Below are 20,647 nucleotides of genomic sequence, written 5' to 3'. Positions count from 1 at the left end.
ACTTAGCCTTCTTTTTTAATACGCAGCTTACGTTTCCACTTTATTACGTAAAAACAAAACGACGCCATGCTGCCCCCTGCAAACCACCCCGCGATGATGTCACTAGGCCAATGCACACCCAACAAAACGCGGCTTAAGCCAATGCAAAACACCAAAAAAGCGGCGGTGAAGTAAATCCATGTCCGCACTGATGTGTTTTGTGTGAAGTATGTAAGCAAGTGCGCAATATAGAAATAAACCAACGTCGACAGCGTAGCGTGGGCCGAAGGAAAGCTTTGGGTATACACATCAACGTGTTGCATGGTTAATGACGGACGTGGCCTATCAATTCCCGCTTTAAGTAAAAAAGTCATCGCTATGCCTGCCGCTACCGCGAGAATAAAAGTCAGTGATTTTTTCTTTTCCCCCGCCAAGGCCAATGCCCCTGCTACCGCTGCAGCAACAAATATAAGCACGGTGTTACTGCCAAGGGCGGTAACATCTCTTAACACATCGTTCTTCCATCCATGTACATCGCCAAGCGCGCTCAGTGTCGTAAATAATGTATTGTCGAATGAGGTCATTACGCCCATATAAACAAATAACATCATAAGTAAAAAGCCGGTGCCCATTAGCAGTACTTGAATTGCTGGGGCTTTAATAATGTTCACGTAAGAGGCGAGCGCCCCATTGTTTTTTGTATCGCTGCTTTTCATTTATTTACTTCCATTTATTACGATAAAAAGCGTTACTTGTCGTGTTTACTGCCGCCTAAACAATTAGGAGAAGCCAAAGACTCTCCGCCACGGGCTTCCCACTCTGCGGGTGTATAAGTATGCAGTGCAAGAGCATGTACAGGCCCCTGTAACGCTTCTGCGGCAAGACCATTTATTTCTCTGTGGCGAGCAATAAGGCGTTTGCCTTCGAACGCGTCGCTTACTACGGTTACTTTAAAGTGGCTCTGCGCGCCGTCGGGCACATTGTGCATGAAGCTCTCATCCACCACTTCGAGGTAGCTCGGGTTTAGTGCTGCTTTAATCGTTGATTCAAGAAACGTTTTTACTTGCATGGTTGGCTTACCTTGCTCTTTGAATAAGGTGTCGAAAAGTAAGATTAATTCTACCACCGATAGGCTTAGCCGTCTTCGCAATCCCGTGCACATAATGACTTTGCGTTGCCCCAGCCATAATCAACACACTACCGTGTTCGAGTATTTGGGTATATTTTTCTTTTGTTTCTTTGTGTTTTAAAACAAAAGGCCTAGCCTCACCTAGCGTTACCGAAGCAATCACTGGGTTCGTACCTAACTCTGGTTCATTATCAGAGTGAAAACTCATGCTATCTTGCCCGTCGCGATACCAGTTAGCGAGTACACTGTTAAATTTTGTACCGTAGTTGGGCGAGCATAACGCTTCACAACGGGCTTTAATTAACGCGAGGCTTGATGTCCATGGGTTAGGTGGCATAGTAAGGTTTGAATAGGTATAGGTGCACTCAGGGTCGCCATGCCAGCTTTGAAGACGGGGAATTTTCACCTGTTTACCAAACAACCGAAGAGTATCTTGTCTCCAGGGTAATTCGGTTTTTAGCCGTTCGAAGAAAGCGTCAGCATCATTCTTCGACAATGCGTTAGGAAAATACCGAACATCTGCCTCAGTCAGCGGAAGCTGGTAAGGCACACTTTCTTCATCAGGTGTCTCAAAGAGAGAAAATTGCATGTCTATTCGTTTAATTCCATTGTGGTAATTGTGAGGGGTTGCTCCCGCTTATTATACAAACTCCAATATTGGCCGCCGCGGTGATAATTTATTTTTCGCTATTTCTTAGCGTAGTCTTCATTACGGGCTGCGTGACATTGTGGTTTGATTTAGTGGCCAGTTAAATACTCGGTCTACAAGCGGAATTAAAAAAGACGGCCAGGATATTTCATTATAAGGCGTTATTAAGTAGAGCCTTATTTTGGGTATGGTAAGATAGACAGTAAATCTCTAACCTAATGGCGCATTCGTCAATAGCGAATGTCGTGAGCCTTTCCTTTGCAACAGACCCCAATGAATACAGAATTTATATTTGCCGACCGTCAACTCTCGCTTATTCGCTACCCTGAAAAGCACCAGCATGTGAGCCTTCAAGCATGGGACAGTGCTGATGAACTGGTGATAGAGCATCTAGAGTCTCTTTTGAGTGAGAATGAGCTGTCTATCGGCGATAATGAAAGTACGCCGTCGCTAATGATCTTTAACGACGATTTCGGCGCATTAGGCTGTTGGTTTTCACATTTAGCCCCTTATTGGGTTTCCGATTCCTATATATCTTTGCGTTCGTTGCACGAGAATTTAAAAGCAAATTCCTTGATACGCGCTTCTGAAGGCTCGTGTACACAAGAACTAAAAACGTCACCGGTTAAAACATTAACCAGCGTTGAGAGCGCTAGTTTTAAGCCTGCATGTGCACCGGCCGTGGTAGTCATAAAAGTGCCTCGAGCGCTTGCTTTACTTGAACAACAGCTTATTGATTTACAAGCCTATATTACGCCTGAAACCCAGGTTATCGCGACGGGCAAGGTCAAGGCGATCACGAAATCGGCACTTAACCTTTTCGAAAAATACATTGGCCCGACGACGACATCTCTGGCGAAGAAAAAGTCACGACTTATTTTTGCCACACCAAGAGACTCGTTAAAACAGGCGACATCGCCCTACCCAACGCGGTGGCAGTGTAAAAGCACCATGGGCGCTGCGCTTATTATAGACAACCTTGCCAATACGTTTGCACGCCAGTCGCTAGATATCGGTGCACGCATTATGCTGGAGCACATGACGGTCAGTGCCAACGACGTAGTGGTAGACTTAGGGTGCGGCAACGGCGTACTGGGTGTTAACGCACTCTCTCTTGCCCCAGATGCCAAGGTGATTTTTGTAGATGAGTCATATATGGCGTTAGAAAGTGCCAGACTTAATGTACTTAACAACTTCCCCGATAAAATCGAACAGTGTGAGTTTGTCGCAAGTAATTGCTTAGAGACACTCTTAAACCGAGAAAATAAACCTGCTGTTACTAAAATTTTGTGTAACCCACCGTTTCATCAGCAAAACGCGATTACCGATCATATCGCGTGGCAGATGTTTACCGACTCTCGCGACCTGCTTGTCAAAAGCGGGCATTTGGTTGTGGTTGGGAATAGACACCTTGAGTATCACATTAAGCTTAAAAAACTGTTTGGTGGCGCAAAGGTACTTGCGAGTGACAAAAAGTTCGTTATCTTAGGCACTGCTAAACGATAAGCACGCTTAAAAAACGCGTAATACGGAATATATTTAAAGGCATTTTTATGAAAAAAATACTTTTACCACTTCTTACCGCCATCGCGCTGCTAGGCAGCAGTTCAGCGGTTTTGGCAAAGAAAGATGACGGTTCACAGGTTCAGCCAGATAACTACTATCCTCGGGTAAAAATTGAAACTACCATGGGCGATATTGTGGTTGAACTCGACAGAAGACGTGCGCCTATTACGGTAAATAACTTTCTTCGCTACGTAGATAAACGCGCCTATGAAGACACTATTTTCCATCGCATTGTGCCCGGCTTTGTTGTACAGGGCGGCGGCTATACCGCAGACTTCGACGGCAAATCAAACTTCCCCGATATCTTTAATGAGTCAGGTAACGGTTTAACTAACGATCTACACACCATTGCGATGGCACGACAAGGTGACCCACATACCGCAAACCGACAGTTTTTCTTTAATGTGAACGACAACAGCAGCTTAAACCCGGGCAGAGACTGGGGCTACGCGGTATTTGGCGTGATTGTGGAAGGCGAAGATATTGTAGATGCCATGTCAGAGGTGGAAACTGAGTACTCACTTCGCTTGAACGCGAATAATGTGCCTATTGAACCTATTGTCATTAAAAAAATGACGGTTCTGCCGCCGCTTTAGTACATCTTTCTTCGATTTAACCACCCTTTTTCGATTTAGATATCAATGTGTCCTTTTCTGGCGAAAACGGACACATTGCTTCAAGGTTTAGGTAGATGTCATTTTAGCGACTGGGCGTATTCTTGTGCCTGAGTTAACAACCGCAACACGTTGTTACCCCAAATATCTTGCAAGTCTTCTTTGGTGTAGCCTTCGGCTAGAAGCCTCTCTGTTATCAGCGGTAAAGCGGCAACATCCATCATGCGCTCCACACCGCCGCCGCCATCCCAATCTGCACCCACCCCAGTATGTTTAGGCCCAGCAACTTTTAAAATATGAAGAAAGTGAGCCATATAATCGTCAAAGGTTGCACGAACAGCAGGGTGCTCCATATCAATTTGCTTACGTTTTTGCTTTAGCGCAGCCACTTGCTCTGGCGTCATTTCAGCAATGTTCCCCATTTGCTTAAATAATTCCCCATACGCTTTCTTGCGTTTGGGGTCGCTTGGCAATTCTGTTAAGTAAGAGCCATAGGCGTTGACATGGATAACACCGCCACTTGCGACCAACTTTTTTAGTAGTTCATCATTGATGTTTCTCGGATGATCATAGACGGCTTTCGTGCCCGAATGCGACAGGATGACAGGCGTTTTCGACAGCCGTATCATGTCTTCGAGTAAGTCGTCGTGAGCATGCGAGCCATCCAAAATTATACCCAGTTCGTTAGCTTTCTTTACAAGCTTTTCTCCAAGTGGAGAAAGCCCTCCGTATTGCTGGCCATTAGGATCAGTGGAACTATCGCCAAATTGGTTATTCTTAAAATGAACGGGACCAACCATCCTAAGCCCCATTTTATAGAAAGTATCTAACAAGCTGAGGTCTTCCCCCAGCGGGTAAGCATTTTCCATACTGATATAAACAATTTTCTTATCATTATCAGCGATAGCTTTGGCGTCTTTTGGATCAGTGGCAAGAGTAAATGTATCCGGGTTGGCTTCGACCATTTTATGAATAGCCATAGCACGAAGAATCGCTGTGTCGCGTGCAGATTTAAACCCCTCTACTGTAACTGGGCCCTGTGGCGTGTAAATAACCCAGAACCCGCCGTCTAATCCGCCGCTTTCCATTCTTGGAACATCCACTTGGGAAAAGTCATCCTCAACATTATGCGCATGCATAATATTAAAACCGGGCTGTACGAGCAGCGCTGGCGTATCTAGGTGCGTATCCATGACGACCATAGAGTCATGAATATCGCTTGCCTTTACTGACTCCGCATTAGAATAGGCACTTGTTAAAGCTAAAGAGAGTGCTAAAGCGCTTACTGTTTTACCATTTACGTACCGCATTTAGAAATCCACCGTTAATGTTGCTTGGAAAGTACGTGGGCTAAGTGGGCGACCAAACGAGGAACCGGTGAAGCCGAAAGACATAACTTCTTTATCGAATACATTATCAACGTTAAACCGCAATCGAATATTCTCGGGCATACCAAAATTGTTAGGACCACCAATATCTACGTAAGCCTGAGCAACCAGGTAGCTCTCTAACTCATAGGTCTCGTTAAAGTCTGTATATCGAATGTCTGTATATTTGGCAGAGAAATTCGCAACTAGCCATTCGGTAGGTTCATAGGTAATACCGCCGGTCATTAACCATTCAGGGCTATCAGGTAATTGGCTGCCGGCTGGATTACCTGCAAACCCGTCTTCTAGTTCGGCTTTCTTATACGATATATTTGCATTGAAATAGAGCTTTCTGTCGAACATTTCGGGTTGAAAAACTCCGCTAAATTCGATGCCGTAGGCTTTAGATGCACCGGCGTTAACATAAAAGGTTTCTGGTTGGCCTGTTGCTGGATTAATCACGCTACTGGCAATTAGTCGATTATCAAACTGGGTATAAAATAGCGCGACCGCACCGTTGTAATGCTCTCGGTTGGTTCTAAATCCGAGCTCATAGTTGTCGGCTTCCTCTCCTTGCGGAGCTTCAACGTCAAACCCAACAGCATTGTCAAAGATATCGTCCGTTCCTGCCGGCAGTGCAAAGTTTTGCGCGAACGAAGCGAATAGCTGATCCGATTCATTTAAACGATAAACCGCGCCAACCATTGGCAGAAAGTTATCAGTGTATTCAGCCTCAATAGACTGCGGTCCATAACCAAGTTCGCCATCTATTTCGTAATCGTTATAGTCTCTGTACCCGTCTAGTGAATAGTCGATAGACAGCGACTTAAACCCGACTTCTAGCAACAAGTCATCGTTCATCATGGCAAAGTTATCTTTAATAAATAACTGTGTAGTATCACGAACGGCAGTGTAATTCCTTCGGTAATAAGCTACTTCGTCGTAAATAACGTCACCGTCCGCACTGCCGCCGGTTTTATTCAAACGCGCCTGTGTTCTATTGTAGGTGTCTTCTTCTACCCAGCCACCCGCCTCGAATTTGTGCTCACCAACAAACCAAGTGACGCTTCCCACGAGCCCCTCTCGCTCACCACCTACAGTAGATAGGCCGTATTGCACGCCCCTAGGGTGAACCACATCTAACCCCGCTGCTGCTTGGTCAGTATAAATACTCAACGTATTAGAATAGCTATCAGGCGATACACCGTAACCATTTTTATCTTCATAATACGCCGTAGCTTCAAGTTGAATATCATCGGTTAAGTAGGTGCCAAACCCAAGAGAATAAAGTTTATCGTCTCGTATATTAATTCTATCTTCGTAATAGCTTGTACAATTAGAACCTGTAAATACCGGCGTAAAGTCAGTGTCATCAATAGTACCGTCACCATTGAAGTCATAAACCTCAGGTTGAGGTTCGATACATCCTTCGGGAATACTGTCTAGGTAGCTGTAGTAATAGTCATCTTCAAAAACAGAGGCTGGTGCAGAAGGTGAATCGTAGTCGAAAAAGTCATTTGCTACGTAAGTAGCTTGAATATAGCTACTGCCAAATTCATAAAGCGCTTTTGCTTCAATATGCTCTCTGTCGATAGTACCTGGACCCCGCCATAAGTCAGAATCGGTTTTCGAGCGACTTACATACGCTTTAAAACCATCGATGTCGCCGGTTTCCAGCTTGACGAAGGTACGCTGTAAATCAAAATCGCCAGCAGTAACTGCGACCATACCTCCCATTTCATCCGAAGGCCGCACCGTATTGTATTGCGCAATCGGACCGAGCGATGCGTAAGTTGGTGCAGAGACATCTCCCGCGCCAGGTGAGGCAATGACAGCCCCTAAATTCTCATTATCAACGTATCGGAATATAGGGCTTCCTCCAAATGCATCAGAGCGTCCCATTGGAATACCATCAAGAACAAATCCCATTTGACTGAGCTGGAAAGCTCGCACTTGTACCGAGTTACCAAACTCATAAAGGCCAAGTGCACCATCAGTTTGAACGTTAAAGCCAGGTAAACTCTCTAGCATTTTCAGGCCGGAAATGCCCGAAGGTGCTGAAAGCAACTCCTCGCGACTCACCGCAAGTGTATTGGTGGCTTCGTCAGTTCCAATTGCAATATCGGTTTGGGTTACACGACGTCCTGTGACAACTATTTTTTCTTCTGTTTCGACTTGCTGTTCACTAGTCCTCTCTTGAGAATTAGCGTAGGTAGGGATAAGCGCTTGGCTTATTATTCCTGCTAACAATGTGCATTTGAATGTTGTATGTGTACTTTTTATTGTCATAGCTGCGGTCTTCTTATTAGGTTTTATATCGACTTGGCGACCCTGTTTTTTATTCTGCGCATTTCCATTTGCGGTGCGTTTACTACCTGTTGTTCAACAGGCATACCATTGCGCAAAGAGGGGCGAGAAATTTTGACGAATTACCTTTAATCAGAGACGAATGACTCAACCAGGGGAAATACCGTAGTAGAAGAGGCTGAACTGTTAACGTACAAGTAACATTTAAATGGCAAAGAGATCGTTGAAAAGCACCCATTTTGACAGCAATGCACCAAATTAGACGAAAGTATAAATAAGCAATAGCGTTCTGGTTAAGACAAACGAATCATTAAAGGAATGTTGAAACGGTGAGGCCTTTTAGCGATTAAAGACTAGGTTTAAGGTTTAAGGTTTAAGCTTTGAACCGTAATGCAGGTAAGCGCTGAACATAATAGCGCTAGATATGTGAAGTTATTTCTAACCTATACAGGTATTGATGAGGAAACGCTTTGTCAAAGTACAACCCCTGCTTTTCAAACCCTAAGCGCAACAGCAGGTTCTGTGATGCCCTATTTTCGGGGTGCGTCATCGCAGTTAAAAAGCTGTAGCCTTGTAAGGCAGACCAGGCAATTACGCGCTCACATGCCTCTAAGCACACTCCCTTGCCCCGAGCATCCGGTAACATGGCAAAACCCAAATCAGGGCATTCAAAAGAGAAGCGGTTAAAAAGACCGCATACGCCAAGCGGCCGTCTAGCGTCGTTATCTTCCACGGCTAACAGTCCGTAGCCCCACTCTTCTCGCTGAGCATTCGTCTTACCAATATAGTCGCATGCATCATCAAGGCTATTTACGTTCTTGCTGCCAATATATTTAAGCCATAACGCATCTTGCTGAAGTGCAAGTACCCAGTGCTGGTCGTCAAAGGTAAGCGGGCGCAAGGTAATTCTGTCGGTGGTAAATATTGGAAGGGCTGTGTTCACGCTAATCCTGTTATTACATGTGGGTCGAGTTATGCTTTAATATAAAGCCTTTAGAACAATAGCGCAGGCGCTACCGCTTCGCGAGCAAACGGTCTATATGAGCTGTATCTTCACTATTTACTAACGCCGCCCGGGGATACTTAGGGCTGGCTCTGTCATTCACTCTAGGGTGCCCCCAAAGGGAAGTGTGGGCTACAAAACGCTCGGCCTCCGCTTGCCCTCCGTGCTCTAAGCAACCAGCCATACAGGTATCGATATACGTTTGGTGAACGGGAAACGTATCATTTGCAGGCTCACAGGCAAGGGTTTCACAAATCCAAAAAGTGAATTGAGATAAGCGCTCACTAGGTGGTACGTATGCGCTTTGGTTATGTAAGTGAAAGTCGAGGTCTTGCGGGCTTACTTCTACAAACCGGTAGTCCTTTTCCCTCTCTTGCAAGGCTGGATTTATTTGGGTGGGTATTAGCTGTGCATTGAGCTTGCTATGCGCATTAGCTACCGCGCCCACGTAGGTTTGCTGCTCTTGCAAGCTGCGCGTAACCCAAGCTCGTTCAAACCCGGCTACCGTGACCGGCACACCTTCGGTGAAAATATTGGAATAGCGCTCTCTGCTGCATTTGCTTAGTAAGCTTCCGTAACCTAAAACCATGTGCTTTTCAGTTTGAACGTTTAGCCACTGGGTTAGTTCATTCATTGTTACCTCTGTGTCACAGCCGCGGGGTTACATTCTCCCTATTGTAGAAACGCAAAAGGCGGTGTGCAATACACCGCCTTCGTTTACTTGTGTGAAGGTTGTTTAATTAAAACAACGCTCTCACACCCATAGTAAAGTTTCTACCCGGAAGCGGTGCCTGGTCTTTTAAGAAAGACGTATGCACTCGCGCTTCCTCATCGGTTAGGTTATCACCACGGGCGAATACTACCCAGTCTATGTTTTGTGTAGCAAATTCGTATTGCACGCTAGCGTTTACTAAGGTGTAGCCGTCGGTGGTCGTTTCAAACGACGCAACGTTATTTTGCTCGTCATACCATGTGAAACCTACATCGGCGCTTAACCCGTCGTTTACGTAGCTTAATTCACTACCAAAACGCATAGGTGGTGTACGCGGAAGGTTATCGTCTTCCACTTCTGCGCGAATGTAGTCACCGAACACGGTAAGGCGCAACGAATCGCTTAAATCTACATAGGTTTCTGCTTCAAAACCCCAGATATCAGCATCAGCCTGTTGGAAGTAATATACCGGCAAACCTTCTTCATTGCCGTGCTCATCATGCTCTTCTTCTACAGCTTCATCTTCGTCGTGCTCTTCATGCTCGGTTAGCGCGATTAGCCCTTTACTGGTTTGATAAATGTAGTCGTCTGCTTGATTGTAGAAGAACGACACGCTGTAACCCCAATCGCCCGTAAACTTGCGGAAGGTTAGATCTAGATTCGTACTCACTTCTTCCTTTACGCCTTTGAGGGTTTCTTCAATATGCCCTTCATCGTCCATATCGAAGACTAAACCCACTTCATAGCTTTGGGTAGCCAAATGCTGACCAGCAGAGAAAAGCTCTTGCTGACTTGGGGCGCGTTCGCTGCGTGAAAGCGTAACTGCAATTGAGTGACCTTCTTGATATTCCCAGTTGGCCCCTGCGGAAAGCGACACGCTGGTAAAGTCGTAATCTGGGAAGGTAAAGGCTACAGCATGCTCCTCATGTTCTTCGCCCTCGTGATCTTCGTCGTGCTCTTCCCCTTCATGCGCTTCGTGAAGTACTTCCAACTCAATTTCACTGGCTTCAGCGTCTAGCGTTGTGCGCTCTAAACGGCCGCCTAGCTCGAAAGTTACATCACCCACATTTTTCTGCTCAATCACATAAAGTGCATAACTTGATGTTGAATTACCCGGCGTAAACGCTTCTTCGCCTACAGCGTTATAATCACTGTAGTTAAACTGCACACCAAGTACGCCGTGCCAGCCGTTAACTTCTTCGTGATAAGCAGACAAGCGAATATCACTCGACTCATTTGTAAATACAGTACCTGGCTCACCGTCTTCTATTTCAGCATGCTGGTAATCTGTGTAGGCAGCGGCAAATTTAAGGTTAGTCAAACCTTGTATAGGTGAATGCCATTCACCTGCAGCTTGATAACGGGTCATGTCTACATCAAGTAGCACGCCCTCTTCGCCTTCATGATCTTCATCTTCATGATTGCCATCAAGCTCGTCACGCTCTTCATCGTGTTCGTCATGTTCGTCTTCGTGCCCATGACTATGACCAGGCACGCCGTACTCATTATCAAGCTGTTCTACGGCAAAGCCAAAGTAACCTTCTTCAGCCACGTAAGATAAACCGGCAACAACATTGCGGGTTTCCATGGCACTGCTTTCAAGTTCACCGTTTGGTTCAACTTCGTCTGGGTCGATAGAGGCAAAGCCTGGAATATCGGCATTATCTGTATCGCGATAAAAACCATCAACATGCCATACAATGTTGTCGCTGCCCCCCGTCACGTCAGCACGGGTGTACGAACCGTTATTGACCGTGCTGTAGCTGGTTTCAGCTTCCCCTTCAACACCGTCTAATTGATACTGAGGAATGCGCTTGTCGACTACGTTTACCACGCCCCCAATGGCGCCGCTTCCGTACTGTAACGTAGCCGGCCCACGAAGCACCTCTACTTGCGTAGCACTGGCAAGGGATGTCGCTACGTTGTGATCGGGGCCGACGCGGGATACGTCAGACACATCGAGTCCGTTTTGAACAATCTTGACGCGCGGGCCATCGTTACCGCGGATCACCGGGCTACTCGAAACCGGGCCAAAATAGGTACTGTGAACACCCGGCGCATTTTTTAGAGTTTCACCAAGGGTAGGCGCTTCTATTTTGCGTAGCTTTTCAGCGCCAATGACGGTAACAGGGGTCACTGATTCAAGCACTGAAGACTGTAATGCATTAGCGGTTACAACAATGTTTTCGACCGATGCTGGCTTTAATACGAAGTCGACGTTTTGATCGGTGTCTACATCACCTAAGTCGTTATCACCGTGTATGAAGTTAGAAGAATAGACGTGTAAATGAATATGAGGCTGCTTCACATCGTCGAAGCGATAAACACCATTTTCATCTGTGTAAGCCACGCGGCGGCTACCTTCTATTTTTACTTCGGCGCCAGCAACGGGCTGACCTGCGGTATCGGTAACCTTTCCGGTAACTGTTGTGGCATACACAGGCGCACTTAATAGCCCTGCTATGGACAAACTTAGCAGCGAACGCATTTTCATGGGTATTCCTTGGTGGATGTTATAACATCATTTGGTGATGTTATAACATTTTAAGGGAGTAAGCCCTTATGTCAACCGCCAGTAGTCGCTAGTGACAATAAGTTTGCCTTATTTTCATGTTTTGAGATTATTTCAGCGGAAATTCGCCACCGCTCCCTATCTGTTTAAGCGCGGCTAACGGTAAAGTTAATTACTTCGTTAATATGATTAGCTCCTGTTTTTAGCATCAGTAATCTATCCACCCCTAATGCAACGCCGGCGCACAAAGGCAAACCTACTTCTAACGCGTTTAAAAAGTTTTCGTCTACGGGTTTTGTAACAAGCCCGCTGGCACGGCGCTTTTCATTGTCGCTTTCAAAGCGCACCCGCTGCTCTTTTGCTGCGCTTAGTTCGTTAAAGCCATTAGCAAGCTCTGCCCCTTTAAAATACACTTCAAAGCGTTCGGCCACACGAGGGTCTGTAGCGCTAAGCTTGGCCAGTGCTGCCTGCGATGCGGGAAAATTGTAAATAAAACACGGCTTATCACTGCCAATTTGAGGTTCGATAACATAGCTAAATAGAAGTTGCAGTTTGCTATCAAAGCTTAGATTTTCTGGCTCATGAATGTCTATTCCTTGTTGTTTCATGGCCCCTAGCAATTCGTCATTGCTAGCACTTAACGGGTCAATGTTGAGATAGGTAAGAAACGCATCCTGGTAAGTCATTGTATCTGCCGGAAGCGTGGAAAGTGTTTCTTGCAGCAGAGCATCCACTTCATCCATTAATGCGAAATGATCGAAGCCCACTCTATACCATTCAAGCATAGTGAATTCTGGGTTGTGCCAGCGGCCTTCCCCTTCGTGACGAAACGCTTTACAGATTTGATATATCGAGCCACTTTCGGCACACAACAAACGCTTCATGGCATATTCAGGTGAAGTTTGAAGGTAAAGCCTCGTCGGCTTTCCCGACCTATCAAAATTAAACGCGGTATCAAATGCATCTAAGTGTTCGTCGGTCACCGTTCCCTTTGAAAGTAGCGGCGTTTCCACCTCTAAAACATTTTTTCTGTGAAAAAACTCGCGAATAGTGCGAAGTATTTCAGCACGGGCCACCCGTGCTTCATGTGTCGCGGTAGGCTGCCAATTTTGCATATTATCGGCCCAAATTCAGAAGCTAAAATAAAAAGCCGGTACGCAAGGGCACCGGCTTTAACCTGAAACACTACGTGCCTAGGCACATAGTTATATTAGTGTTTACTTTTGTACACGTGACACATACTCGCCAGAGCGAGTATCTACGCGAATAACTTCACCGGTTTGAACAAATAGTGGAACACGAACTACCGCGCCAGTGCTAAGCGTCGCTGGCTTACCGCCTGTACCCGCCGTATCACCTTTAAGGCCTGGGTCGGTTTCGGTAATTTCTAACTCAACAAAGTTAGGTGGCGTTACTGTGATAGGTGAACCATTCCACAGGGTAATGGTGCAAACATCGTTTTCTACTAGCCACTTTTGATTCTCACCTACCGCTTTTTCATCTGCAGCAATTTGTTCGAATGTATCGTTGTTCATAAAGTGGTAGAATTCGCCGTCGGTGTACAAGTAGGCAAGCTCCGTATCCATTACGTCAGCGCCTTCTACTGATTCACCCGAGCGGAAAGTTTTTTCTAAAACTTTACCTGAAATAAGCTTACGGATTTTAACGCGGTTAAACGCTTGGCCCTTACCCGGCTTTACGTATTCGTTTTCTAGAATGTTGCAAGGTTCGCCGTCCAGCATGATTTTCAGGCCGCCTTTGAACTCGTTAGTGCTGTAATTAGCCATAATTCCTCTGTCTAAACATAAGGTACAAAAAGTTTCGTGGAACAAATAATACCTAAAAAACCGATTTCTGTAGAGCATAACTGGCAAAAAGAATTAGCTGGCAGTTTTACTGATCCCGCAAAACTGCTGCAGCACTTGGGTTTAGACGAAGAAAAGTACGCACAACATATTAAAGCGCGGCGACTGTTCCCCATGCGTGTTCCACGGCATTTCGCTGATTTAATGGAAAAAGGCAACCCCAATGACCCGCTGTTTCTGCAAGTCATGCCGCTGAGCGACGAGTTTTTAACCTCGCCCGGGTACAGTGAAGACCCACTAGAAGAGCACGATACGGCGGGCAAAGGTATTTTGCATAAATATGACTCTCGTGTGCTGCTTATGGTGCGTACCGGGTGTGCGGTTAACTGCCGCTACTGCTTTCGCCGCCATTTCCCTTATGCTGATAACGCCGTAAGCAAACATCAGTGGGAAGAGGTGCTGCAGTACATTCAAGCTCACGACAATATTAACGAAGTCATCTTTTCTGGTGGCGACCCGCTTATGGCTAAAGACGATCATCTCGCGTGGTTAGCTAACGAAATTGCTTCTATCAACCATGTCAAACGCTTGCGGATTCATACCCGTTTGCCCGTGGTACTACCTGAGAGAATCAATAATGCGTTTGTAAATTGGTTTACCGCGCTACCTATTCAAAAAGTATTGGTACTGCATGCCAACCACGCTAACGAGATGTCAGAGGCGCTTAAATCACGGTTAATTACGCTGCGAGAAAAAGGGGTAACTTTGCTTAATCAGTCGGTACTTTTAAAAGGTGTGAATGATTCAGGTGAAGCAATAAGTGATTTAAGCGAAGCACTATTTGAGGCTAGCGTGTTGCCTTACTATTTACACGTGTTGGACAAAGTTCAGGGCGCAAGTCACTTTTACGTGAGTGATGATGAAGGGCGCCACATTATGGAAGAAGCGATAAAGCGCCTGCCAGGCTTTTTAGTCCCCAAACTCGTAAGAGAAATTGGTGGACAGCCCGGCAAAACGCCTATCGACTTACATTTGCATCCGTAACTTACGCGTAGGTATCGACGTTGGCGCCTAACGCGGGGTTTGACGAGGATGCTTTTGGTACGTCAGATGCTGATTCCAGCAGCTGAAGCGACGCTTGTCCCTCTTGTTCTTGCTGGCTTTTTGCCAACTTTAGAGAGGCCAACTCAAGTGACGCACCGGACGTTCCAGAGGCACTAGCACCTTGTAGATCCATACCATTTTCCTTTGTTGCTTGTAGCAAAGTAAAAAAATGGGCAGAATTGCCCACCCTTACGGTATGTTGCATGTTGCGCCCTGTTTAAGAGGCACAAAAAAGACAACAGACGTTAGTGTATCGGCCTTGAAAGTCGAAACTTTAATCAATATTTACCGTAAAGCAATTAAGCGGGCTGTACTGACAGCCATAAAACATTTAAACGTTAGCTTAATACATAAACTTTAGACACTTAGAACCAAAAGGCGTTACCAATGCAACAAAGCCAAGAGATGCAAGCTGTCCATCAACAACTTCAAGAAACACTTCAAACGCTACACCGCAAAGCCGTTGATGCCGATCTAACTTTAGATAATTTGCAGCGCGATCAAAAAGGTAAATTTGCAGCCGTATTTGCTGAAGACAGCGGCTTTACTACGTCGGCCAAACGCTTTGGCCCGTACGTGCAAGAAATTGCTAACGATTGGCAGTCTCTAAAAGCATTAGATGACGATGCAGCGAAACAAGCCTTGGCACCGCTGGTGAAAAAGATAGAGTTGGCACTTGTGACCATAGCGCAATTTCAACAATCACTTGCTAAAAAGTAACGCGAAAAACGAATATCGGGAAGCCCTTTAACGCCGACGGTTACTGGGCTTCTTTACGTTTAAATGTTCTTTTTGGCCTAAAGTGGGGTTCGATAATGTCGCGCTTCAGCCAATTACTGCCCGCGCTTTTTAGGGTTGATAAAGCGGCAGTAAACCCATTCTGCGTTTAATTTCTTTAACTTCTTTCAGGTAAGCTTCGCTATCTACCCTTAGGTATTGTTCGGTAAACGCTTGCTTACTTAACCCTTCAGGCAGACCATCAATGGGCGGAATAATTTCAAGTTCACTTTGAATACGCGCCACAGCATTTTGCACACGTAATGCTGTACTAGGCTCGGTGGCAACCCGAGCAAACTCTGTGCCCGACATGTCTGCGGCTAAATCCACAAAACTATAGCCTGAACCGCCCTTTCCACGATCCATAAGCTCTTTGAATTCGCCTATTGCCAGCGACATGCCTTGCTCAGATAAAAGCTCTAAAGCGGCGGAGATAATAAAGTGGCGCGCCAAGTCATTGCGGTTGTGAAGTACGGCGCCTCGGCGCGGTTTCAACGCCTTGTTGGGATCAGGTTGAATATCACCAACCAAGTTTCCAACGCGATGATGACCCACATACACAGCAAGCGCCAGAATTACCGCCTTATTGTGAAGCAGTGCATCTTCTGATGTTCTACTTTGTTCTCGCGCCCTTGCCATGCCCTCTCGCAGGTACTCGATAAGCGAGACAGGCTTATCTGAAAGCGCAATTTCTCTTCCCGAAATATAGCGCAGGTAGTACGCCGCTAAACGCTGAAGTTCAGTCTCTTCGGTTACCGACATATTAGACGCTACCACATTTAGTTCACTCAACAGTTCATCTAAACGCCCAACATCTAAGGTGAGCTCACCGCTTCGCATAGTCACACGTTCAACGCGCGATAACGCAATGGTGGCGATTTCTGACTGGGTGTAAGAATTAACGGTACGTTCAAGAAAGCGCAGTAAGAACCGACCGGGAATGGTTAAATCGCCAATCTGCACTTGCTCTATTCGCAAACTGTCGCCGGGCAGCACAAGTGCTGAAGCATTAACGAAGTACCCCATATCGGTAATGGCATAAGTAACATTAATGGTGCCGCCAATAGGGGTAATATTCACCACGCCCTTAAAGTCAGGTAGCGCCCGTTGTAAAACGCCTACCAAACTTTCCACTTGCGTTTCAGTTAGGGTAACTTGGTGGCCTTCTTCGCGACGCGAGAACGCCCGCTGCAACTGCCCTAAAAGCTCGTTAACACTGTCAGCACCATCAAGCTGAGTTGGCGCGGTAGAGGCCACCAACGGAGTTTGCTGTACAGCCATAACCGTTACCGTAACGACGGTGGCCACAAGAAGAAATACTATGAAGGCTATACTTATTAACAGCCATTTGACGCTACGCAAAATCATGTGACAGCAACTTTACCCGTGATGCCATTGAGACACTGTGTGGTTAAAACGATGGTTATACTACGTTATCTATTTACCCGCCACCAGTTTCAAGTGGCACGACGAGTCAGCTTTCCAAGGGGTTATTGCGAAATAAGTTCGCTTTCCACCCACGTTTGAAGGTTGCCGCAGCGCACGGTTGCTCGAGATAAGTCATGGTGCTGCGATAGCGGCGTGGGGATCACCACACAGGCTAAGTTAGCGGCAAGGGCGGCCCTCATCCCAGTTTGAGTATCTTCAATGGCCACGCATTCTTCAGGGGTTTTGTTGAGTTGTCGCATGGCAAGTTCGTAACAATCTGGAGCGGGTTTGCTTGTTACCACATCCTCTACGGCCACCACACAAGATATGTAGTTTGCCAAAGCATACTGAGATAAGGTTTTTTCCACCGACTTTTTACTTCCGCCTGTAACAATACCAATGCGGTAGCCTTTATCGAAGCATGTCTTTATGGTCTCTTTAGCATAAGGCATGAGAGGAAAAGCGTGTTTATCTAAATAGTCGCTAATACTTTTGTGTTTCTGTTCGGCTAAAACCTCAGGCGCTACGTCTAATTTAAAATGCGCTACCAAATCGATGGCGTTTTGCTTAACGGGAATGCCTGCCATCACCTCACAATAAAATGTTTCACTTAACTCAACATGATATCCAAGCAGTATGGCTTTCCATAAAACGTAATGTACGGTTTCTGAGTCGATTAACGTACCGTCGTGGTCAAACAATAGCGTTGTGGTTTTTTCGCTAACTGCTAATTGGCCTGAAGTTGAAGACGCAAAATGCAATGTCAAAGTAAACCTCCTTGCTGTGTAGTTGAAATAAAGACTAAAAGTACATGGGGTACTATCGATGCCGATAGTTAATTAAGATGACCAGCGTAATTAACTGGTTAAGTAGGGCGATGCAGGTAGCGGGCCAAGGTTTATAGCCCCACTAATTAACCCACTACTGCCCTTACCTTTTTCAAGCTTGTGATACAATGCTTACCTTTTTACTACTACGTATTAGTAATAACGGAGCAAATTGAGTGCTGTACCATGTATTAGGCTTTGTGAGCGCAGCGCTGTTTTTACTGACTTGGTTAGGGCTATGGTCGCAAATACAAGCCATGTCGCGTTATCAAAATGCGATTACTCGCAGCAGCAGTCTCGATGCCAACCAAAGCCTTTCTCTCAACCAATTTGGCTCTAGCTACTTTGCCTTTTTCTCTATATACCTATTTGGTATATCGGTAGAGCCCTTTAATCATTACCTAGTATGGACGCGCTTTGGTGCACTTATTCTTACCCTCGTTATCATCTGGAAAATCTGGCAACACAGGCGCACTAAAGTATCAGGTTGGGTGACCGCGGTTGCTTTGTTAGCTTTTGTTGCCGGTACCATTTCTATAGCCTTTCGCCCTTTCCCGGGGCTAGCACAGCTGGGTGCCAATACGCTAATGCTGGTCGTTACCGTCGTATTATTTCAAGGTTCGTTACACCAGTGGCTCGTGCTTCAGCGGAGAAAAAAAGTGGGTTCTCTGTCTTTTGCACTATTTAGAAATATTCTTATTAAAGATGTGAGCACCTTACTATTTGGCCTAACTATGCCGTTAAGCCAAAGCTGGCCGCTGCTTATTTTAAACGGCACCAGCGTTATAATGCGTGGCAGTATTTTGTTGAAGATGCACACACTAAAACGCCAAGAACAACGTCTTGGCGTTTAGTTATTCGGGCTTTTTTGCATAACGCCCTGTTTTACAACACGACTTCTGCCATATTTCCTTTGCTTTCTAGCCAAGTCTTGCGATCGCCAGAACGCTTCTTAGCAAGCAACATGTCCATAAGCTCCATCATTTCTTCAGCATCTTCAATCGTCAGCTGAACAAGGCGGCGAGTATTAGGGTCCATGGTGGTTTCGCGAAGCTGCAGCGGGTTCATTTCACCTAGGCCTTTAAAGCGCTGTACGTTCACTTTACCCCGTTTCTTTTCTGCTTCAATACGATCTAGAATGCCCTGCTTTTCGCCTTCATCTAGCGCGTAATACACCTCTTTGCCTACGTCTATTCTAAATAGCGGCGGCATAGCGACGTACACATGACCTTGCTCGACAAGGGTTCTAAAGTGGCGTACGAACAACGCGCATAATAAGGTTGCAATATGAAGCCCATCAGAGTCAGCATCGGCAAGAATACAAATTTTGCCGTAGCGCAAACCAGACAGGTCTGTTGAATCAGGGTCAATACCTAGCGCCACTGAAATATCGTGAATTTCTTGTGATGCCAGTACCTGAGAAGAGTCGACTTCCCAGCTATTCAGGATTTTACCGCGCAGCGGCATGATCGCCTGAAACTCTCTGTCGCGAGCCTGTTTAGCCGAGCCTCCTGCCGAGTCACCCTCTACTAGAAACAGCTCAGAGTAAGAGATATCTTGTGAAGAGCAGTCAGTGAGCTTTCCTGGTAACGCTGGCCCTTGCGTTACCTTCTTACGCGCGACTTTCTTGGTTTGGCGTAAGCGGCGCTGCGCGTTGTTGATACACATTTCTGCCAACGCTTCGGCAATTTCCGTGTGCTGATTTAGCCATAGACTGAATGCATCTTTAACCACACCAGATACGAACGCACTGGCTTGGCGTGATGACAAGCGCTCTTTGGTTTGTCCTGCAAATTGTGGATCTTGCATTTTCGTCGACAGGATATAGGCGCATCGGTCCCAAATATCGTCGGGTGATAGCTTTACGCCCCGCGGCATTAAGTTTCTAAACTCACAGAATTCGCGCATCGACTCAAGCAGGCCTTGGCGCAGCCCGTTAACGTGTGTACCGCCTTGGGCTGTAGGAATAAGGTTAACGTAACTTTCTGTTACTAAGTCGCCGCCCTCGGGCAGCCACATTACTGCCCAGTCAGCGGCTTCCGTATTGCCGGTGAAGTTGCCAACAAACGGCGTGTCTGACGGCAGTGTTTCAAATTCTTCAACGGCTTGGTAGAGGTAATCTTTTAAGCCGTCTTCGTAAAACCATTCTTGGCTTTCTTTAGCGATTTTGTTGTCAAAGCGAATACGTAGGCCAGGGCTTAACACCGCTTTTGCGCGCAAGTTGTGTTTCAAGCGACTTACCGAAAACTTGGCCGAATCGAAGTATTGTGGGTCCGGCCAAAAGTGGACTCGCGTACCGGTATTGCGTTTGCCACAGGTATCAATGACCTGCAAGTCTTCTACTTTGTCGCCATTTTCAAATGCAATTTGATAAACGCTGCTGTCTCTTCGAATAGTCACTTCAACGCGATTTGAAAGGGCGTTGACTACCGAGATACCTACCCCGTGCAAGCCGCCTGAGAACGCATAGTTTTTATTGGAAAACTTACCACCAGCGTGCAGTTTGCATAAGATAAGTTCTACGCCCGATATCCCCTCTTCAGGGTGAATATCTACTGGCATACCACGACCGTCATCAATGACTTCTAGCGATTGATCTTCGTGCAAAATTACTTTGATGCTCGAGGCGTGACCCGCAAGCGCTTCATCCACACTGTTATCAATCACCTCTTGCCCTAAGTGATTAGGACGAGTGGTATCGGTATACATACCAGGGCGGCGCTTAACTGGGTCAAGGCCATTTAAGACCTCGATGGCATCTGAATTGTATTGATTTGACATAGTTATGGTTGTTATTTAAGCCAGCAATAGAATAAGGAATACGCAATACTGTTATTAACCACAGTACTGCACAAAGTATATTTGATG

At 46.1% G+C, this 20,647-nt stretch carries 19 protein-coding genes; 5 read left to right on the top strand and 14 right to left on the bottom strand.

Annotation, left to right across the window (positions count from 1 at the left end; translation table 11 throughout):
* Window positions 1-2: 2 nt before the first annotated feature.
* From ACTRWF_RS02660 to ACTRWF_RS02650, 3 genes are read right to left on the bottom strand one after another with little or no spacing between them, the layout of a single operon-like run.
* Window positions 3-695, bottom strand: coding sequence for a phosphatase PAP2 family protein (locus tag ACTRWF_RS02660; RefSeq protein WP_012517235.1), 693 nt, complete (start codon window positions 693-695; stop codon window positions 3-5).
* Window positions 696-727: 32 nt separating this feature from the next.
* Window positions 728-1,048 (bottom strand): BolA/IbaG family iron-sulfur metabolism protein, encoded by a 321-nt coding sequence (locus ACTRWF_RS02655; protein WP_012517234.1) that lies wholly within the window; start codon window positions 1,046-1,048, stop codon window positions 728-730.
* Window positions 1,049-1,055: 7 nt separating this feature from the next.
* Window positions 1,056-1,697: an alpha-ketoglutarate-dependent dioxygenase AlkB family protein gene (locus ACTRWF_RS02650; RefSeq protein WP_012517233.1), complete on the bottom strand. Its 642-nt coding sequence runs from the start codon at window positions 1,695-1,697 to the stop codon at window positions 1,056-1,058.
* 333 nt (window positions 1,698-2,030) lie between these two features.
* Here ACTRWF_RS02650 and ACTRWF_RS02645 point away from each other — a divergent pair, with 333 nt between their 5' ends.
* Both ACTRWF_RS02645 and ACTRWF_RS02640 read left to right on the top strand, forming a co-directional pair.
* The gene (locus tag ACTRWF_RS02645) at window positions 2,031-3,263 is read left to right on the top strand and encodes a methyltransferase (protein ID WP_012517232.1); all 1,233 of its coding nucleotides are present in this window, start codon (window positions 2,031-2,033) and stop codon (window positions 3,261-3,263) included.
* Window positions 3,264-3,310: 47 nt separating this feature from the next.
* The gene (locus tag ACTRWF_RS02640) at window positions 3,311-3,919 is read left to right on the top strand and encodes a peptidylprolyl isomerase (RefSeq protein ID WP_012517231.1); all 609 of its coding nucleotides are present in this window, start codon (window positions 3,311-3,313) and stop codon (window positions 3,917-3,919) included.
* Between the two features lie 98 nt (window positions 3,920-4,017).
* On the opposite strand, the gene ACTRWF_RS02635 is transcribed toward ACTRWF_RS02640, so the two are convergent.
* The 7 genes from ACTRWF_RS02635 to efp all read right to left on the bottom strand — a co-directional run bounded on the left by ACTRWF_RS02635 (window position 4,018) and on the right by efp (window position 13,625).
* Window positions 4,018-5,247 carry a dipeptidase gene (locus ACTRWF_RS02635; protein WP_012517230.1) on the bottom strand — a complete coding sequence of 410 codons (1,230 nt, stop codon included), beginning with the start codon at window positions 5,245-5,247 and terminating at the stop codon, window positions 4,018-4,020.
* Window positions 5,248-7,593, bottom strand: coding sequence for a TonB-dependent receptor (locus tag ACTRWF_RS02630; protein ID WP_012517229.1), 2,346 nt, complete (start codon window positions 7,591-7,593; stop codon window positions 5,248-5,250).
* Window positions 7,594-8,029: 436 nt separating this feature from the next.
* Entirely contained in the window at window positions 8,030-8,554 is a 525-nt protein-coding gene (locus tag ACTRWF_RS02625) for a GNAT family N-acetyltransferase (RefSeq protein WP_012517228.1), read from the bottom strand.
* Between the two features lie 70 nt (window positions 8,555-8,624).
* A complete protein-coding gene (locus ACTRWF_RS02620) occupies window positions 8,625-9,248 on the bottom strand; it encodes a gamma-glutamylcyclotransferase (RefSeq protein WP_462835095.1) in 624 nt (207 codons plus the stop codon).
* Between the two features lie 106 nt (window positions 9,249-9,354).
* Window positions 9,355-11,820, bottom strand: coding sequence for a TonB-dependent receptor domain-containing protein (locus ACTRWF_RS02615; protein ID WP_462835094.1), 2,466 nt, complete (start codon window positions 11,818-11,820; stop codon window positions 9,355-9,357).
* Window positions 11,821-11,984: 164 nt separating this feature from the next.
* Window positions 11,985-12,953 (bottom strand): elongation factor P--(R)-beta-lysine ligase, encoded by a 969-nt coding sequence (epmA, locus tag ACTRWF_RS02610; protein ID WP_287148829.1) that lies wholly within the window; start codon window positions 12,951-12,953, stop codon window positions 11,985-11,987.
* A 102-nt stretch (window positions 12,954-13,055) separates the two neighbouring features.
* On the bottom strand, window positions 13,056-13,625 hold the full coding sequence (gene efp, locus ACTRWF_RS02605; protein ID WP_012517224.1) for an elongation factor P: 570 nt from the start codon (window positions 13,623-13,625) through the stop codon (window positions 13,056-13,058).
* Between the two features lie 36 nt (window positions 13,626-13,661).
* Between efp and epmB the strand changes: the two genes are divergently transcribed.
* Window positions 13,662-14,687: an EF-P beta-lysylation protein EpmB gene (gene epmB / locus ACTRWF_RS02600; protein WP_012517223.1), complete on the top strand. Its 1,026-nt coding sequence runs from the start codon at window positions 13,662-13,664 to the stop codon at window positions 14,685-14,687.
* Between the two features lies 1 nt (window position 14,688).
* On the opposite strand, the gene ACTRWF_RS02595 is transcribed toward epmB, so the two are convergent.
* Window positions 14,689-14,880: a hypothetical protein gene (locus ACTRWF_RS02595; protein WP_020742859.1), complete on the bottom strand. Its 192-nt coding sequence runs from the start codon at window positions 14,878-14,880 to the stop codon at window positions 14,689-14,691.
* Between the two features lie 254 nt (window positions 14,881-15,134).
* Between ACTRWF_RS02595 and ACTRWF_RS02590 the strand changes: the two genes are divergently transcribed.
* Window positions 15,135-15,467, top strand: coding sequence for a hypothetical protein (locus ACTRWF_RS02590; RefSeq protein ID WP_020742858.1), 333 nt, complete (start codon window positions 15,135-15,137; stop codon window positions 15,465-15,467).
* Window positions 15,468-15,596: 129 nt separating this feature from the next.
* On the opposite strand, the gene ACTRWF_RS02585 is transcribed toward ACTRWF_RS02590, so the two are convergent.
* Both ACTRWF_RS02585 and ACTRWF_RS02580 read right to left on the bottom strand, forming a co-directional pair.
* On the bottom strand, window positions 15,597-16,805 hold the full coding sequence (locus ACTRWF_RS02585; protein ID WP_232362902.1) for a YfiM family lipoprotein: 1,209 nt from the start codon (window positions 16,803-16,805) through the stop codon (window positions 15,597-15,599).
* 209 nt (window positions 16,806-17,014) lie between these two features.
* Window positions 17,015-17,719, bottom strand: a complete 705-nt coding sequence (locus tag ACTRWF_RS02580) for an HAD family hydrolase (protein WP_012517218.1) — start codon at window positions 17,717-17,719, stop codon at window positions 17,015-17,017.
* Between the two features lie 236 nt (window positions 17,720-17,955).
* On the opposite strand from ACTRWF_RS02580, the gene ACTRWF_RS02575 reads away from it, so the two are divergent.
* Entirely contained in the window at window positions 17,956-18,633 is a 678-nt protein-coding gene (locus tag ACTRWF_RS02575) for a hypothetical protein (protein ID WP_012517217.1), read from the top strand.
* 31 nt (window positions 18,634-18,664) lie between these two features.
* Here ACTRWF_RS02575 and parE read toward each other — a convergent pair whose 3' ends face one another.
* On the bottom strand, window positions 18,665-20,560 hold the full coding sequence (parE, locus tag ACTRWF_RS02570) for a DNA topoisomerase IV subunit B (protein ID WP_012517216.1): 1,896 nt from the start codon (window positions 20,558-20,560) through the stop codon (window positions 18,665-18,667).
* Between the last annotated feature and the right edge of the window lie 87 nt (window positions 20,561-20,647).

The sequence above is a fragment of the Alteromonas sp. G5_S2_22_S1 genome (assembly GCF_054968525.1).
The sequence above is the reverse complement of the archived record's forward strand: the minus strand, read 5'-3'. Positions and strand labels throughout refer to the sequence as shown.

What these genes read in the sequence shown, in the direction of transcription:
- ACTRWF_RS02660 (WP_012517235.1), bottom strand. Translation starts at nt 695, where the DNA reads ATGAAAAGCAGCGATACAAAAAACAATGGGGCGCTCGCCTCTTACGTG.
- ACTRWF_RS02655 (WP_012517234.1), bottom strand. Translation starts at nt 1,048, where the DNA reads ATGCAAGTAAAAACGTTTCTTGAATCAACGATTAAAGCAGCACTAAAC.
- ACTRWF_RS02650 (WP_012517233.1), bottom strand. Translation starts at nt 1,697, where the DNA reads ATGCAATTTTCTCTCTTTGAGACACCTGATGAAGAAAGTGTGCCTTAC.
- ACTRWF_RS02645 (WP_012517232.1), top strand. Translation starts at nt 2,031, where the DNA reads ATGAATACAGAATTTATATTTGCCGACCGTCAACTCTCGCTTATTCGC.
- ACTRWF_RS02640 (WP_012517231.1), top strand. Translation starts at nt 3,311, where the DNA reads ATGAAAAAAATACTTTTACCACTTCTTACCGCCATCGCGCTGCTAGGC.
- ACTRWF_RS02635 (WP_012517230.1), bottom strand. Translation starts at nt 5,247, where the DNA reads ATGCGGTACGTAAATGGTAAAACAGTAAGCGCTTTAGCACTCTCTTTA.
- ACTRWF_RS02630 (WP_012517229.1), bottom strand. Translation starts at nt 7,593, where the DNA reads ATGACAATAAAAAGTACACATACAACATTCAAATGCACATTGTTAGCA.
- ACTRWF_RS02620 (WP_462835095.1), bottom strand. Translation starts at nt 9,248, where the DNA reads ATGAATGAACTAACCCAGTGGCTAAACGTTCAAACTGAAAAGCACATG.
- ACTRWF_RS02615 (WP_462835094.1), bottom strand. Translation starts at nt 11,820, where the DNA reads ATGAAAATGCGTTCGCTGCTAAGTTTGTCCATAGCAGGGCTATTAAGT.
- epmA (WP_287148829.1), bottom strand. Translation starts at nt 12,953, where the DNA reads ATGCAAAATTGGCAGCCTACCGCGACACATGAAGCACGGGTGGCCCGT.
- efp (WP_012517224.1), bottom strand. Translation starts at nt 13,625, where the DNA reads ATGGCTAATTACAGCACTAACGAGTTCAAAGGCGGCCTGAAAATCATG.
- ACTRWF_RS02595 (WP_020742859.1), bottom strand. Translation starts at nt 14,880, where the DNA reads ATGGATCTACAAGGTGCTAGTGCCTCTGGAACGTCCGGTGCGTCACTT.
- ACTRWF_RS02590 (WP_020742858.1), top strand. Translation starts at nt 15,135, where the DNA reads ATGCAACAAAGCCAAGAGATGCAAGCTGTCCATCAACAACTTCAAGAA.
- ACTRWF_RS02585 (WP_232362902.1), bottom strand. Translation starts at nt 16,805, where the DNA reads ATGGCTGTACAGCAAACTCCGTTGGTGGCCTCTACCGCGCCAACTCAG.
- parE (WP_012517216.1), bottom strand. Translation starts at nt 20,560, where the DNA reads ATGTCAAATCAATACAATTCAGATGCCATCGAGGTCTTAAATGGCCTT.